This window comes from Mycobacterium syngnathidarum, assembly GCF_001942625.1.
Taxonomy (GTDB): domain Bacteria; phylum Actinomycetota; class Actinomycetes; order Mycobacteriales; family Mycobacteriaceae; genus Mycobacterium; species Mycobacterium syngnathidarum.
On the sequence record NZ_MLCL01000032.1, the window covers coordinates 1 to 15,168 of the forward strand.

Here is a 15,168-nt window from a genome sequence, read left to right on the forward strand (position 1 = left end):
TTGGTGTCATCGACCTTGGTGCTGGAGATGCCGGTGCCGTCGCCTGCGGCGAAGAACGTGCGAACCCGCATCACCGTGAAGCCGCCGACCAGCACCACTGCGGCGATGATCAACGGAATCCAGAACCGTCTCAACAGCTTCATATTCGCTGGTGGGCCTTTCGGAGGTCAGGTACGCGGTGACGTACCGGCTAGCTGCGCAGCTCCATCGCCACTTCGTGATCGGGTCGGTGTCGGCGGATTCCCGCCAACATCTTTCTACGTCGACGTCCGCGGGGAGTTCCCCGCCGGAATCGTCCCGGAAGGGACTGGCCGACATCTCAGAGATCAGCCGGCTGCCCGGCGCACTCAGGGCGGAGATGTCGGCGATCAACCGACACTGTTCTTCCAATGGGATGAAGGGTAGTACGCCCTCCACGCTCCACAGGGAGGTCCGGTCGGCGTCGAATCCGGCCCTGGTGAGTGCGGCCGGCCAGTTTCCGCTGATGTCGGCGGGGACGCCGTGCACGGTAGCGGTGGGGGTGGTGCCCGCCAGGGCGTCGGTCTTGACCTCGAGGATCGCGGGGTTGTCTACGACGAACACCGTGGTGCCGATGGGCCAGGGCAGTTGATAAGGACGCGGGTCCAGGTCGGACGCCAGGAAAACGACCTGTTCGAGGCCGGTTTCCGCGGCCGCCATCAGGTAGGTGTCGAGGAGGTCGGCCCGTGGCGCCAGGCATGAGCTTGGCATCAGCACTCCTCCCCGCAGATTCCTTGCCGGATGTAAAGTGAAACCTATACAGTCGGCTAACTTCAATCAAGTTAGTTTGGCTATTGACGCTGTGATCTAGACCGCGTTGGGTACGCTCAGCGCGACGAAGGGACAGGTGTGGCGAAGGCTGTTGCGCCGCGTGGCTTTGCTCGCGAACGCGTGCTGGAGGCGGCGTTGAGCCTGTTCGCCGAGCATGGAGTCAAGGGCACGTCCCTGCAGATGATCGCCGACCGGCTGGGCGTCAGCAAGGCCGCGGTCTACTACCAGTTCCACTCCAAGGACGAGATCGCGCTCGCGGTCATCCAGCCGGTCTTCGACGACATGATGCGGCTGGTCCGCATCGCCGAGGCGATGTCCACGCCCGAGGCGCGGCGGGAGGCGGCCGTCAGCGGAATGGTGGAGATGGCCGTACGGCATCGCCGCGTCACCGCGGTGTTCCACGGCGATCCCGTCATCGACGGCCTGGTGCACAGTCGAGACGAACTTCAGGACACGATCGAGCGGCTCACCGGGATCCTGCTGGGCCCCGACCCCGACACCGCCGACCGGATCTGTATGTCGGTATTGGCCGCCGGTGTCTACGGCAGCGCAACCGATCCGGTCCTCACCGATGTCAGCGACGAGGAGTTGCACCGGGTGCTCCTGGACTGCGCGCAGCGGCTGCTGCGCGCGCCGGCAACCCCCCTCGCCTCCGGTTGACGCGCCTAACCCCGAAGCGCTGACGCGAAGATCGCGGGCAACTTGCCCCACCCGGGCGCTCCGGCGAAATCCACCAGCAGCCGGCCCGTCGTCGCAGCGGTGCGGTTGTTGACGAACCACGGCGGTTTCGGCGACAACGACCACTCGCCGCGGAACACCGACCTCGGGGCGGGCCGGAACGGGCCGCGGACCACGGTGCGCTCCGGACGGTCGAGCAGAAAAGCGTTGTGCACCACTCCGGTTCCGCTCTGGATGTCATTGCGTCTGTGCCCGGGGAATGCACCCCAGGTCGCGGTCGGCGTAAGGTAGCCGACGCCGGTCCACGCGTTGATCGCGATGGTGCCGTAGCGCAGCTGCCCGACCAGGCGGTCGAACTGCTCGCCGAGGCCGGCGAGGGTGTCCGGGTGGGCGATGATGTTCACCCCGAGGGTGCCGACGAACTCGTCGTTGGCGACCCGCACCGCCTCTTCGGCGAACTGATCGTCGGGCACGTCGAGTTCGATCACGCCGAGCACCGGACCGAAATACTCGGTGCGCAACAACGCTTCGCGGTCAGCCGGATCTACCACCAGGACCCGGGCGCCGCTGGGACCCAGGTGCTGTGCGTCCGGATACGACGAATCCGCGCCGGCCACCCTGACGTCGGAGCCGGGGTAGTAGGCGGCCCGCGCCGGTGCGTCGTTGACGGCCTTGCGGATCGCCGCGATGAACTCGTCGCGCTGTGCCCAGTGCTTGGGCAGCACCACCACCTGCGCGGCCACGCAGTTGTAACCGTTGTTGTGCAACCGTTGGGTGGCAACGTGATTGGCCTGGAATTCCATATCGGCCCGGCTCCAGTTGCCGGGCAGCACGATGGTCGGCGAAACTCCGCCGAGCTCGGCGGTCATCTCCTTGTCGAGCACCGGCTCGTCGGCAGCCTTCCGCCGGGCGCCCTCATCCCCGGTGCCGAACACGATGGCGTCATACGTCAGCGCGCTGCCGGTCATGTGCACGTGGTCGACGAGCTTGTGCCGCACCAGGTATGTGCCGGCCTCGGCGTCGCCGGTCAGGATGCGTACCGCGCCGACCGCGATGAACGGAGCCAGCACCTTGGTCAGCACCGGTAGCAGCGGATCGGTGATCGGGTTGAGCTTGAGGGCCACCACGCGGTTGTTGGCGTAGAGCTCGTAGATGGTGTCCAGGGGGGCGATCGAGAAGATGTTGCCCGCGCCCAGCACCGCGCCCACGCCGTTGGTGCGCGATGGGTCGCGTTGGGCCAGGCCGGCCGACCGGATCGCCTCGGCCTTCTCGATGCCCGGCTGCAGCCACACCTCGGCGCTGAACCCGGACAGCAGCAGCTGGTCGAAGGTGTTGAGCGGCAAGGCCTTTACCGTCGTCCGGCCGCCCGAGGCGTAGCCGAACTCGGCCCCGTCGAGCGGGCTGCGCCCTGCTTCCAGCTTGGCCAGGCTCTCCGACAGTGCGGCCAGCCCGGCCACCAGAGAGTATGGCCCGGACATCCACTCCTCGCCGACCAGCGGGGAGGCGGGATCAAGTTCTTTGATGCCGACTGCGGCGTCGACCCACTCGGAGGCGTGGCGTACCGCCAGGGCGCGGACCTCGTCGAGCAGTCCGCGCCGGGCCGCCAATGACAGGGAAGCCCAGGTCTTTTCGCCTTCGACGAGTTCTTCGAGGGCCTCGTCGATCTGCGTTTCGGTCATGTCAGCTCGCGCTCTTGTCGAATTGCACCAGTGCGTCGTGGTGGTTGTGGGCATACGGGGCCGGGCCTTCGCCCGACTCCCGTTTGGCCACAATCGCAGCGTACTGCTCGAACGGTGTGGTCCGGCTCCATTTGGCCCTGGCTTCGGCCGGGCTGTAGGTGACGGTGTTCTTGGCCGGAATGCCCATCAGGGCAGGGCCGACGACAGGGGTGGTGTGCGGCGTTGTCAGGTCCAGCATCGCCAGTTCCAACCGCGGATTGGCGGCGATCGCCTTGAGGAAGGGACGTACCAGCGCGCGGGCCGCGATATCGGCGATCCGGTTCTGGGGGATGCCGCCCAACCGTCGCATCCACTGCGGCATGGTGGCGATGATCGCGGCGCGCATCGGGATGTTGAACGCCTTGCGCAGCCAGCGCGGCATCCGCTCGGGCAGGATGTGATAGCCCAGGTCGACCAGGTAGTCCATCATCCGCTGGGCCACCTCGGATCCGACGAGATCGGGCCGGAAATCCTCGAAGTACTGGCGGATGCCCTCGCGGGTGCGCGGAACGTCGTCGGGATTGATGGTCTGGAACTCCGCTGCCCGCGCGCATTCCTCCCAGTACTGGCTCTCCTCGGCAGCCGAGAGCTTGCCCGGGCCGAACATCTCGTAGCTGTAGAGGATCGAGTGCCACGCGGTGAGATGGATCCACAGCTGCGAGTGCGGATCGTTGGCGTCGAACGGCCGTTTGGTGATCGGCTCGGTACCGATCGCCTTCGAGTGGATCTTGACCAGGATCTCTGAGGCGTCCAGGACCGATTCGGCGTCGCCGAAGGCCACCAGGGCGAAGTACTGCATGGTCCGGTCGTAGCGCAACCGGGTGCGTGCGTAGACCTGCCCGGTGGCGTCGACCGCGGCGGCCAGGAACGGGTCGAGGTGCTCGATGGTGACCGCCCGGGAGAAGCCGATCAGCAGCGAGGTCGGGTAGCTCCACACCTTCCAGGTGACTGAATCCGGACCGAAGAAGCCGTAGTCCTCGGCGGGCGCCAAAGGTTCGGCGACCGCCGGCAGGCCTGCTGCGGTGCGCACTGCGCTAAACGCGTTCATCTGCCTCGTTCCCTTCGAAATTAAGTGGTACAAGATGTACCAGTTAGGTGAATGGTACGACATGTACCACTCGATTGGCTAGGGTGTATCTGTGGAACCAGTCGTGAGGCGCGGCCGATGGGCGGGCCAGCGGGAGCGGCGGCGGGCCGAGTTCGTCGACGCCGCGCTTGCCGCGATCGCCGAACACGGACCCCAGGCATCGACCGAACAGATCGCCGCCCACGTCGGTGTCACCCGCACCAAGCTCTACCGGCACTTCGCCGGTGCCGCCGATCTACAACGGGCCATCGCGCAACGGGCGGCCGAGATGCTCACCACCGAACTCGCACCCCTGTGGACGCCGCACGGCTCGATGGCCCAGATCATCGAGGCCAGCGTGGGCGCCCATGTGCGATTCCTCGTCGAGCATCGCAATCTGTACCGCTACCTGGCGCGGTGCTCACTCGGCGAGGACGGCTCGGCACCCGATGCCATCGCTGACATCAGGCTGACCATCGGGACCCAGCTCGGTGTGCTGTTCACGGTGTACCTCAACGCTTTCGGTGTCGACACCGATCCGCAGCCGCTGGCCTTCGCCATCGTCGGGCTGGTCGAATCGACGACCGGCCGGTGGCTCGATCAACCCGGGTCGACGGCGCAGGACCGGCTGGTGGCCGACCTGGTCCGGTGGATCTGGCTGCTGGTCGACGACACCCTGCGCGCAGGCGGGGTGTACGTGGACAGCGCCGAGCCGTTACCCACCCCCGAGGCGATCGCCGCGCAGGCCGAGACCTACCGCGACCCCCACCGCGTCACCGCCTGATCCCTCGCAGCGCGAGCGTGCCTGGCGGCGGACAGACACACACGGTCGCGGTGCCGGTTACCAGCGGCAGACGTCGGAGCCCGAACCTGAGTCGACGGCGCGGAAGGCGAGCAGATGCCGCTGCCACCACGGCAGCGGTGCTGCCAGCACGGGATCGTTCGTGGCGTCGTCGACCACGCGCGGTGGCCCGTCGTGCAGATAGGCGATGCGGACGCCGGTCAGCCCGGCGTCCCGCCACAGTGCCACAGTGCGCCGCAACTCGAGCCAGGGAATGCGGACCGGAGGGTCCTCGGACAGCCAACGGGTTTGCCGCCGAAGGAAAGTCGTGTCGCCCGCATACCGGGGCAACTCCAGCCCGACCACGGTGACGGTGTCACGCAGGTAACCCGTCAGCTCGAGGCCGGTGACGCCGGGCAGCAGGTGATTGGTGCTGCCCTCTTCGGTGTGCAGGTTGCTGAACATCGAGAAATTCGCGACCGTCTTGAGCCCCACATACGGCGTGATCCCGTTGGCGAACGCCAGTAACGGCGCGAGGAGCAGCACCAGGGGACGCAACCGCCAGGCCGGGGTGGAGACGCCGGCTGCCTGCGCGCCGCGGTAGCCGCGCAGCAATGCGACCATGAACGGGAGCACGGCGATGAACCAGGTCAGGACGAACAAGGTGTGCCACGGCAGACCGATCGGGCTGCTCGGCGATTCGGCCGAACTCGACACCACGCTCAGCAGCACGTGGCCCGCGAAGCCTGTGAGCGCGACGTATCGCAGGGCGGTGCTTCGGGCCGCCGGGGTGGTGAACGACTCGGCCGGAACCAACAGCACATAGACCGCGAACACGATCGTGGCGAAGTCATAGAACGAGGACAGCGCCAGTATCGAGTGAAAGACCACACCGATCGCAACGCCCCAGAAACGCAGGCGCGGCACCGCCAGCAACACCAGGATGACGGCCTCGATCACCACGGCCACGATGGCGACCAACTGCCCGACGGTCGGACCCGGCACCACGTCGTCGAAGCCGTTGAGCCAGAAAATCTGGCCGAATAGTTCGCCGCCGCACGACGTTCCCTGGGAAAAGTAGGCGGTGTTCAGCTTGTCGAACACCGTGAACAGATAGACCACGAGCAACACCAGTCCGACCGGGGTGCGCGCAGTGTCCAGCCAGCGCACGACGAAGCGCTCGGGTACCCCGGGCCGGTTCCGGATGGCCCACGACCACACGGCCGCGGTGCCCAGCGCGACGGCGATCAGCAAGCTCAGCACCAGATGGTTTGACGCGGCGGGCAGATTCAGCACGGCTACGGTGGCCCCGGCCGCCACCGCCAGGCCGGCGGCCGGAACCGAGCCCGGAAAGAGCAGTGCGGGTAGTCCGGCCAGTAACGCCGGCGCCACCGCGAGGGGTTGGCTGTCGGAGTAATGGAAGGCCAACGCCATCGCGAACAGCGTTGCGAACCAGCCGAGTTGCTGCCGTGCGCCGGTGGGGTCATCTGTTCGCGCGTTGCTGCGCCACCGCATTGAGATGACTGTACTTGGCGCCCGTGACGGCCTGCCCGCGGCGGCCGCCATCATCGGGTTTGCGGCGTAATCTGAGAAGTGATGGATGGGGGCGGCATGGCCCAAACGCCTTGCCGGGTAACGGAAAGGATAAGAAATGAGTACAGTCCATTCATCAATCGACCTACACCCGGACATCATGGCCCTACGGGCGGGCTATGACCGTGTCGCAGAGTCGATGGCCGCGCAGGTCACCTTTGGCCTGACGTTGCTGACGGCAATGTACGTCGCGCTGTCACCCTGGATCGTCGGCTTCGACGCCTTCAACAGGCTCACGGTCAACGATCTGATCGTCGGAGGGGCGATCGCGTTCCTGTCAATGTGTTTCAGCTTCGCGCTGGACCGTGCCCACGGCATGACCTGGACACTGCCGATCTTCGGTGTGTGGCTGATCATCTCGCCGTGGGTGTTTGTCAGCGGACCGACTGCCGGCATGATCTGGTCGCATGTGATCAGCGGTGCGCTCGTGATGGTGCTGGGCTTCAACGCGATGTACTTCGGGATGCGGGTGCGCAATTCGGAAGTGGCGCACACCTAACCGCCAGTAGACGCGGCTGACGTGCCAGCCGTTGTCCGGCTGGAGGGGACACCTGTGCCGGGACCTGGCCCGCCGGCGGCGTCATGCATCGATTCACGCCCCGGGCCGGGTTTTGCGCCATATCCTGGGCAATCGCAGGACTTCATACGACGGCGATGGTGGGCGCGAACTGCTGACATGAAGCTGGCGGGGCGGGAAGAAGAGCTGGCGACGATCCGTCGCTGCCTTGGTGGGCCGGGAACCCACCACGGCGTGGTGATCGTCGGCAGCGCCGGCGTCGGCAAGACCCGGTTGGCCCGCGAAGCCCTCGGCCACGCCGCGGCGTCCGGGCACCGCACCAATTGGTTCGTCGGCACCGAATCCGCGCGAGCCATCCCACTCGGGGCGTTCACCGGATCCCTCAGCCAGAGCATGTGCGATCCGCTGCCCGACGTGCGGCGCGTGATCGATTCCTTCGTGGCGCAGCAGCGCATGGGCAAGGTCGTCATCGGCATCGACGACGCCCACCTGCTCGATCCACTGTCCGCACACGTCGTACACCAGCTGGCCCAGACCCAGGGAGTGCGTCTGGTGGTCACCGCGCGTTCGGGCAGGCCGGAACCCGACGCGGTGACCGCCTTGTGGAAGGACAGTCTGCTCGACCGGATCGACCTCGAACCGCTGTCTGCCACCGCGGCCTGCGCTCTGCTCGAGATGGCGGTCGCCGGGCCGGTGGACAGCCGCAGTACGCGCCGGTTCTGGAAGCTCACCGGAGGCAACGCGCTGTACCTGCTGCAGTTGGTGAAAGACCAGATCGCTGCCGGGCGGATGCGCAAATCCGCCGGGGTGTGGATGTGGGACGGCGACGTGGCCGTGTCCCAGAGCATCACCGACATGGTCGGGCGACGGTTGGGTGAACTCGAACCCGGCATGGCGCTGGTGCTCGACATGTTGTCGCAGTGCGAGCCGCTGAGCGTCGACGTCCTGCTCGACCTGGTCGAGCAGGAAGATCTCGAAGCCGCCGAGCAGATGCACCTGATCACCGTCGAACGTGCCGGCCGCAGTCTGATGGCCACCCTGGCGCATCCGCTGTACGGCGAGTTGCGCCGGGCCACCGCCGGTGAGATGCACCTGTCGAGAATCCGTGGGAAGCTCGCGCACCGGCTGGCTTCGGAGCCCGATGAGGACATGCGCGCCACGGTGCGCCGGGCCCTGCTGGCGCTGAACTCCGACCTGCCACCGGATCCGGGGCTGTATCTGACGGCGGCGAGGTGCGCCGCGGTCCTCCTCGATCCCGATGCCGCGAACCGTTTCGCCGCTGCCGCAGCTGAATGCGGTGCACCCGAGGCGGCACCGATGCGGGCGATGACGCTGCTCCTGCTGAGCCGGGGCGACGAGGCCGAGGCGGTCCTGCGCGAGATCAGCGCCGACGGCGCGCCGGACAGCCACCACTGGGCGACGGTGCGGGCGGCCAATCTGGCCTGGATGCTGAGCCGGCCACTCGACGCCCGCCTGATCTTGGAAAAGCTTTCCGGCACAGCTGAATCCGACCAGCAACGGATGGAGCGCCTGGCCATCGAGGCCTGCGTCGATGCCGTGCTCGGCCACTGCGTGAGTGCGGAGGAAAAAGCCAGAGTCGCCCTGGATTCCGGTGGGTTACCCGATTTGCACGCCATGATGGCCTCGATCGCGTTGATGATGGCCTTCGGCGCGCTCGGGCACGTCGACGAGATCAACACACTCGCCGAGCAGGCCATCGAAAGGGCCAACACCTCGTTCGAGTCCTCACCCATGCGATTCTGGTTCGGCGCCGTCCACGGCCGCGCCTGCCGGCTGACCGGGCGCATCGACGACGTGACGGCGATGGCGGCCCGGCTGGACGAGTCGGCGCGCGACGTGCCGGGCCTCGTGTACGCCAACCTCGCTCATCTGCTCGGCCACGCCGAACTGGTCCGCGCCGATCTGGCCGCTGCCGTCAAACACCTGCATGAGGCCTATGCCGGTGCTGAAACGCATGAGATAACAACAGGTTTGCGTATCGCCAGCTGTTTCGCACTGGCCGAGGCGTACGCGAAACTCGGCCAGGCCGCCGCGGCAACCGAAGCGCTGGCCGGCGTAGGACAGTGCGTGCCCGAGGAGTATGTGTTCATGGGTACCGCGATGTCGGTGGCCACCGGGTGGACGCTGGCGGCCGGTGGCGCGCTGACCGACGCGATCGACGTGGTGCGCGAAGCGGGCCGGGTTGCGGCGCAGCGTGAACAGCCCACCCATGAACTGCTGTGCCTGCAGACGGCCGCGCAGTGGGGTGACACCGCCGGGGCTGCGCGCGCCCGCGAACTCGCGGACACACTGAAGCTACCCCTGGCTGAAACCGTGGCTTGCCATGTCGAGGCACTGGCGGCCGATGACGGTGCCGGATTGCTCGCTGCCGCAGAGGGTTACCGGGCGATCGGTGACCGGGCCACCGCCGCCGACGCCACCGCGCAGGCCGCGGTGGCGTTCGGTCGCCGTGGTCAGGGCAAGCGCAGTGCCTATGCGGCGGCCGTGGCGCAGGCGGGCGCCGACGAATGCGGTGGGCTGTGCACACCGGCACTGCGCAATCCGGCCGGGCAGCCGCTGACCGGAAGACAGCGTGAGATCGTCGAACTGGTAGTAGCGGGCCTGAGCAACAAGCAGATCGCCGAGCGCCTGGTGATGTCGGTGCGCAGCGTGGAAGGCCACCTCTACCGGGCCTGTCAGCGGGTGGGCGCAAGCTCACGCGAACAACTCGCCGCCATCATCCGTCGCGGTCCGAAGGGGCTGTGACGCCGCCTCTGAGTAGTGCGGCCGCCTCGGTCTGGTAGGCATGCTCGGCCCAATCCAGCGGAGTTGAGCCAAATGTTCTGTCGGTGACGCTCGGGTCGGCCCCGGCGTCGAGGAGCCGCCGGATCAGCTCGATGTCACCGGACCAGGCGGCGTGGTGCAGGGCCGTCGCGCCTTCGTCATCGATGGCGTTCGGATCGTCGGGAAACACCGGTGCGACAACCTCTACCCCGGCTACGTCGATTCCGTGTCTGGCGAGTAGGTCGAGCCGACCGGTGAAGCCATGCTCGGCGGCCCAGCTGATCTGGCGTCTCCACATCTCGGCGCGGGTTTCCATGGCCTCACCCAGCCTGATCTCCCACGGGCTCCGTCCGGCATCGGCCAGGCCGTGGGCGAACAGCAGTTCCAGGTGCGAATCGTCGGCGCGGAACATCCGGTTGTACAACGTCTGCTGGTCGGCCGGATGCGCGCCGCTGTTCAACAGCAAGGTGGCCAGTTCTGGTGCGAATGGATGACGAGGCTGACGCCGTGGCCCTTGCTCACCCTCGCCGAACACGCCTGTCAGCACCGTGAAGGGCGTCGACAGCCCGCACCAGAGGTAGCCGGCATTCGGATCGGCGCCGGCGTCGAGCAGCAGCGTCGCGGCTGCGAGGACCTCGTCGGCGGTGCGACCCGATGGAACTCGCGAATAGCACAGGTACATCAGGGGAACCCAGCCGAACGGCCCGCCGGCGGTGTTCGCAGGTGCGGGCCGGCTGGTCAGATGACGGGCCAGCGCCGCAGGGTCAGCGGCTGACGCGGCGGCCCAGATGTGGCGGTTGACGATGTCGGGTTCGGCCGCCAGCAGGGTCGCGGCGGAGTCCCACCGTGGTGGTGCGTCGGTTTCGTCGTAGCGCAACGATGCCCACGAGCAGAACCGGTCCGCGGAGTGCAGCGCGTCCTCGTCGAGTGCGCCGGGATCGACGCTGAGCTCGGCCGCGTCCCGGAGATAGTGCACGAGCCTGGGCCAGCTGCTGAAACCGTAGTCACGGGCGACGGTGAACTGGGCTTCGTGTAGTGGGATCCGGTTCGTCCGTTGCAGCGCGCGGGCTTCGACGCGCAGGTGGTCGATCGAGGGATTGCTCGGTAGACGGCTGGCCATGGCGGCCTCCTCTCAGACGCCCGCGTCCGCGAATCGGGCTGAGAAGAGGTCGGTCACGAGGCAACTCAGTGTGCAGGGAGGCTTGGCCTCTTCGAGCGGACGTCGGGCGTTCCTGCACGCCCGACGCCACTCTACCGGCTCATGGACGGCTAGTTGCAGACGGCGCCGACGGCGGCGGACTGAACCAGCTTGGTGTACTTGGCCAGCACGCCCGTCTTGTAGCGGGGTGGCAGCGGTTCGAAACCGGCCTTGCGGGCCTCGAACTCGGCCTCGTCGACCAGCACGTCCAACGTGCCGTTGGCGACGTCGAGGCGGATCCGGTCACCGTCGCGCACGAACGCGATGGGGCCGCCGTCGACCGCCTCGGGGGCGATGTGCCCGACGCACAGGCCTGTCGTCCCGCCGGAGAACCGGCCGTCCGTCATCAGCAGCACGTCCTTGCCCAGCCCGGCACCCTTGATGGCGCCGGTGATGGCCAGCATCTCGCGCATGCCCGGGCCGCCCTTGGGGCCCTCGTAGCGGATCACCACGACATCGCCATGGGTGATGGTGCCGTCCTCCAGTGCGTCCAGCGCGGCCCGCTCGCGCTCGAAAACCCTTGCGGTGCCTTCGAACACGTCGGACTCGAAGCCTGCGGACTTCACCACGGCTCCCTCCGGCGCCAGCGAGCCGTGCAGAATCGTGATGCCGCCGGTCGGATGGATCGGGTCGTTCATCGCCCGCAGCACCCTGCCGTCCGGGTCCGGGGGAGCGATGTGCTCGAGGTTCTCGGCCATGGTCTTGCCGGTCACGGTCAGGCAATCGCCATGCAGCAGGCCGGCATCCAGCAGCGCACGCATGACCACCGGCACGCCACCGATCTCGTCGACGTCCTTCATCACGTGGCGGCCGAAAGGCTTCACGTCGGCCAGGTGCGGCACCTTTTCGCCGATTCGGGTGAAGTCGGCAAGCGTCAGCTCGACCTCGGCCTCACGGGCGATCGCCAGCAGGTGCAACACGGCATTGGTGGATCCGCCGAACGCCATCACCACGGCGATGGCGTTCTCGAAGGCCTTCTTCGTGAGAATGTCGCGTGCGGTGATGCCGCGGCGCAGCATCTCGACCACCGCCTCACCCGACCGGCGGGCGAACTCGCCGCGACGCTTGTCCACCGCCACCGGAGATGCGCTGCCCGGCAACGACATGCCGAGTGCCTCGGCTGCCGAGGCCATGGTGTTGGCGGTGTACATGCCGCCGCAGGCGCCCTCACCCGGGCAGATCGCCCGCTCGATGATGTCGACGTCCTCGCGCGACATCAGCCCGCGCACACACGCGCCGACCGCCTCGAAGGCGTCGATGATCGTGACTTCCTTCTCGGTGCCATCGGTGAGCTTTGCGACGCCCGGCATGATCGAGCCGTTGTAGAAGAACACCGAGGCCAGGTTCAGGCGGGCCGCGGCCATCAGCATGCCGGGGATCGACTTGTCGCAGCCGGCCAGCAGCACGGTGCCGTCCAGGCGCTCGGCCTGCACCACGGTTTCCACGCTGTCGGCGATCACCTCACGGGAGACCAGCGAGAAGTGCATGCCTTCGTGGCCCATCGAGATGCCGTCGGACACCGAGATCGTGCCGAACTCCAGCGGGTATCCGCCGGCCTCGTGCACACCGGCCTTGACGTCCTGGGCCAGGCGCTGCAGCGACATGTTGCACGGCGTGATCTCGTTCCACGACGACCCGACGCCGATCTGGGGTTTGACCCAGTCGTCGTCGCCCATCCCTACCGCGCGGAGCATTCCGCGGGCAGCGGCCTTCTCCAGACCGTCGGTGACGTCGCGGCTGCGGGGCTTGATATCGGGCTGGTGGGAAGACATGCAGGTAAGTATGCCTCCGGGTTAGTTAGCCGCCCAAATTCTTTCCGCGATTTCTGGGGGTATGTGGTGATCACGTCGGCGACCCGGCCGAAGCGGCATGCATACCCCACTGGGGTACCCGTACAATGGGTGCTATGGACGCGGCTGACAACTCGGGTGCACACGGCTACTCGGCGCAGAAGGACAACTACGCCAAACGGCTGCGCCGCATCGAAGGACAGGTCCGCGGCATCGCCAAGATGATCGACGAGGACAAATACTGCATCGACGTCCTCACCCAGATCAGCGCCGTCAACAGTGCGCTGCAGTCGGTGGCGCTCGGCCTGCTCGACGAGCACCTAGGCCATTGTGTGACGCAGGCCGTCTCAGAAGGCGGGGATGAGGCCGAAGCCAAGCTTGCCGAGGCGTCGGCCGCGATCGCCCGCCTCGTTCGCTCCTAGTCGCCCAGCGCCTGCTCGATGCGTTCGACCTTCGCGGTCAATTGCCCGGTGTAGCCGGGACGGATATCGGCCTTCAACACCAGGCTGACGCGCGGGGACACCGCGGCCACCACTTCCACGGCCTGCTTCACCACGGCCATCACCTCGTCCCATTCACCCTCGATGTTGGTGAACATGGCATTGGTCTCGTTGGGCAGGCCCGAAGCCCGCGCCACCCGCACCGCTTCGGCCACCGCGGCGCCGACGCTTCCGGTTTCATCTCCGCCCGTCGGGCTGATGCTGAACGCGACAATCACAGAATCGATTGTGCGCTCGCGTTCGTAACGTTGTGGCGGCCAGAGCGCCGAAATCCCGCCATGGCGTTACGAACGCGGGCTCACGAGGTCGAACTCTGCCTCGTGCTTGCTTGCAACCATTGCGCATCCGCACGGTTCGGCAACCACGCACGGCAGCGATATGGCACTACCGTGGCACTTCAGCATGACCTTCAGCGTCACCGGCGAATCGCTTTCCGCCCCCACCAGCCCGTGGACACCACGTGTTGCCACGCAACTCGCCGTGCTCGCCGCGGCGGCGTTCGTCTACGTCACCGCAGAGATGCTTCCCGTCGGTGCCTTGCCGGCGATCGCCACCGATCTTCAGGTGAGTGAGGGCCTGGTCGCCACCTTGATGGCCAGCTACGCCCTGGTGGCCGCGCTCACCACGGTCGCCCTGGTCCGGCTGACGGCACGCTGGCCGCGACGCCGGACGCTGGTCGCCACCTTGGTGTGCCTGACGGTCTCCCAGGTGGTCTCGGCGCTCGCGCCGAACTTCGCGGTGCTGGCCGGCGGGCGGGTGCTGTGCGCGCTGGCCCATGGGCTGATGTGGTCGGTGATCGCGCCGATCGGGGCCCGTCTGGTCCCGGCCAGCCACGCAGGCCGGGCGACCGCGGCGGTGTATGTGGGCACCGGTCTGGCTCTGGTGGTGGGCAACCCACTGGCCGCGGCGCTGAGCACGATGTGGGGTTGGCGGCAGGCCGTGGCGGTCATCGCCATTACCGCGGCCGTCGTGGCAACGGCCGCGTGGACCCTGCTGCCGCCGCTCGCGCCCGTCACCGGCGTGGCTCAGGCGGCGGTGGCGAGGCACGGCCACCGGCGTAACCGCCGTCTGCTCGCCCTGTCCGGCCTGACGCTGATCGGTGTCACCGGGCATTTCATCGCCTTCACCTTCATCGTGGTGATCATCCGGGACGTGGTCGGGATACACGGCCCGCATCTGGCGTGGCTGCTGGCCGGGTTCGGGATCGCCGGTCTGGCTGGGATGGCGGCCATGGCCCGGCCCCTGGACCTGTGGCCGAAAGCCTCGGTGCTGGGCTGCCTGGGCGCACTGGCCGCCGCGCTGCTGACGTTGTCGGTGCTCGCCGTCCAATCGTGGTCCGGTCTGTCTGTTGTGGTGCTCGGAGCGGTGGCAGTGGTGATCTGGGGCGCGGCATCCACAGCTTTGCCACCGATGCTGCAGGCATCGGCGATGCGGACCTCGCCGGAAGATCCCGACGGCGCATCGGGCCGGTACGTCGCGGCCTTCCAGGTCGGCATCATGGGCGGTGCACTGATCGGTGGCGGCATCTACGACTACGGCGGTGCCGCCCCGACCGTCAGTGCTGCTGCGCTGCTGATCATCGTCGCCTTGGGTGGTGTCGCGTCGACTCGCGGTGTGTTCACAGTTTCCTGCGCCACCACCGAGAAGTAACGCGAGCACGCTCACAGTCGATAAACAGCGCAGTTCAGCGCCGTGGAATCGGTGATTGTCGGGGGTTGACGGCTTCTCGCGGCAGTAGCTGCTCACCGCGCTGT

At 67.4% G+C, this 15,168-nt stretch carries 13 protein-coding genes and 1 pseudogene; 6 read left to right on the forward strand and 8 right to left on the reverse strand.

Going from position 1 to position 15,168, the window contains the following annotated elements; all coding sequences use genetic code 11:
- Positions 1-143 (reverse strand): MmpS family transport accessory protein (locus BKG60_RS31935; RefSeq protein WP_242671594.1); only part of this gene is annotated, 143 nt, incomplete at its 3' end.
- Between the two features lie 175 nt (positions 144-318).
- A pseudogene (locus tag BKG60_RS32835) lies at positions 319-729 on the reverse strand (SAM-dependent methyltransferase); the annotation flags it as partial.
- Between the two features lie 138 nt (positions 730-867).
- Here BKG60_RS32835 and BKG60_RS09780 point away from each other — a divergent pair.
- Positions 868-1,449, forward strand: coding sequence for a TetR/AcrR family transcriptional regulator (locus BKG60_RS09780; RefSeq protein ID WP_070188442.1), 582 nt, complete (start codon positions 868-870; stop codon positions 1,447-1,449).
- Positions 1,450-1,454: 5 nt separating this feature from the next.
- Here BKG60_RS09780 and BKG60_RS09785 read toward each other — a convergent pair whose 3' ends face one another.
- Both BKG60_RS09785 and BKG60_RS09790 read right to left on the reverse strand, forming a co-directional pair.
- The gene (locus tag BKG60_RS09785; RefSeq protein ID WP_070188443.1) at positions 1,455-3,146 is read right to left on the reverse strand and encodes an aldehyde dehydrogenase family protein; all 1,692 of its coding nucleotides are present in this window, start codon (positions 3,144-3,146) and stop codon (positions 1,455-1,457) included.
- 1 nt (position 3,147) lies between these two features.
- Positions 3,148-4,233, reverse strand: coding sequence for an oxygenase MpaB family protein (locus tag BKG60_RS09790; protein WP_070188444.1), 1,086 nt, complete (start codon positions 4,231-4,233; stop codon positions 3,148-3,150).
- Positions 4,234-4,324: 91 nt separating this feature from the next.
- On the opposite strand from BKG60_RS09790, the gene BKG60_RS09795 reads away from it, so the two are divergent.
- Positions 4,325-5,035 (forward strand): TetR/AcrR family transcriptional regulator, encoded by a 711-nt coding sequence (locus BKG60_RS09795; protein ID WP_110765147.1) that lies wholly within the window; start codon positions 4,325-4,327, stop codon positions 5,033-5,035.
- Between the two features lie 57 nt (positions 5,036-5,092).
- Here BKG60_RS09795 and BKG60_RS09800 read toward each other — a convergent pair whose 3' ends face one another.
- Complete coding sequence (locus BKG60_RS09800) at positions 5,093-6,547, reverse strand: hypothetical protein (RefSeq protein ID WP_070188446.1); 1,455 nt, start codon at positions 6,545-6,547, stop codon at positions 5,093-5,095.
- Between the two features lie 136 nt (positions 6,548-6,683).
- Between BKG60_RS09800 and BKG60_RS09805 the strand changes: the two genes are divergently transcribed.
- Together BKG60_RS09805 and BKG60_RS09810 are read left to right on the forward strand one after the other, a co-directional pair.
- Entirely contained in the window at positions 6,684-7,124 is a 441-nt protein-coding gene (locus tag BKG60_RS09805) for an SPW repeat protein (protein ID WP_070945474.1), read from the forward strand.
- Positions 7,125-7,301: 177 nt separating this feature from the next.
- Positions 7,302-9,908, forward strand: a complete 2,607-nt coding sequence (locus BKG60_RS09810; protein WP_075909608.1) for a helix-turn-helix transcriptional regulator — start codon at positions 7,302-7,304, stop codon at positions 9,906-9,908.
- On the opposite strand, the gene BKG60_RS09815 is transcribed toward BKG60_RS09810, so the two are convergent.
- Together BKG60_RS09815 and ilvD are read right to left on the reverse strand one after the other, a co-directional pair.
- Positions 9,880-11,046 carry an ankyrin repeat domain-containing protein gene (locus tag BKG60_RS09815; protein ID WP_075909609.1) on the reverse strand — a complete coding sequence of 389 codons (1,167 nt, stop codon included), beginning with the start codon at positions 11,044-11,046 and terminating at the stop codon, positions 9,880-9,882. The two genes, BKG60_RS09810 and BKG60_RS09815, sit on opposite strands and share 29 nt — an antisense overlap.
- 149 nt (positions 11,047-11,195) lie before the next feature.
- The gene (gene ilvD / locus BKG60_RS09820) at positions 11,196-12,896 is read right to left on the reverse strand and encodes a dihydroxy-acid dehydratase (RefSeq protein WP_075909610.1); all 1,701 of its coding nucleotides are present in this window, start codon (positions 12,894-12,896) and stop codon (positions 11,196-11,198) included.
- Between the two features lie 134 nt (positions 12,897-13,030).
- Between ilvD and ricR the strand changes: the two genes are divergently transcribed.
- Positions 13,031-13,336, forward strand: coding sequence for a copper-sensing transcriptional repressor RicR (gene ricR, locus BKG60_RS09825; RefSeq protein ID WP_070188462.1), 306 nt, complete (start codon positions 13,031-13,033; stop codon positions 13,334-13,336).
- On the opposite strand, the gene BKG60_RS09830 is transcribed toward ricR, so the two are convergent.
- Positions 13,333-13,632 carry a thiamine-binding protein gene (locus BKG60_RS09830; protein ID WP_075909611.1) on the reverse strand — a complete coding sequence of 100 codons (300 nt, stop codon included), beginning with the start codon at positions 13,630-13,632 and terminating at the stop codon, positions 13,333-13,335. The genes ricR and BKG60_RS09830 overlap by 4 nt on opposite strands.
- A gap of 184 nt (positions 13,633-13,816) precedes the next feature.
- Here BKG60_RS09830 and BKG60_RS09835 point away from each other — a divergent pair, with 184 nt between their 5' ends.
- Positions 13,817-15,064, forward strand: a complete 1,248-nt coding sequence (locus BKG60_RS09835) for an MFS transporter (RefSeq protein ID WP_075909627.1) — start codon at positions 13,817-13,819, stop codon at positions 15,062-15,064.
- Positions 15,065-15,168: the final 104 nt, after the last annotated feature.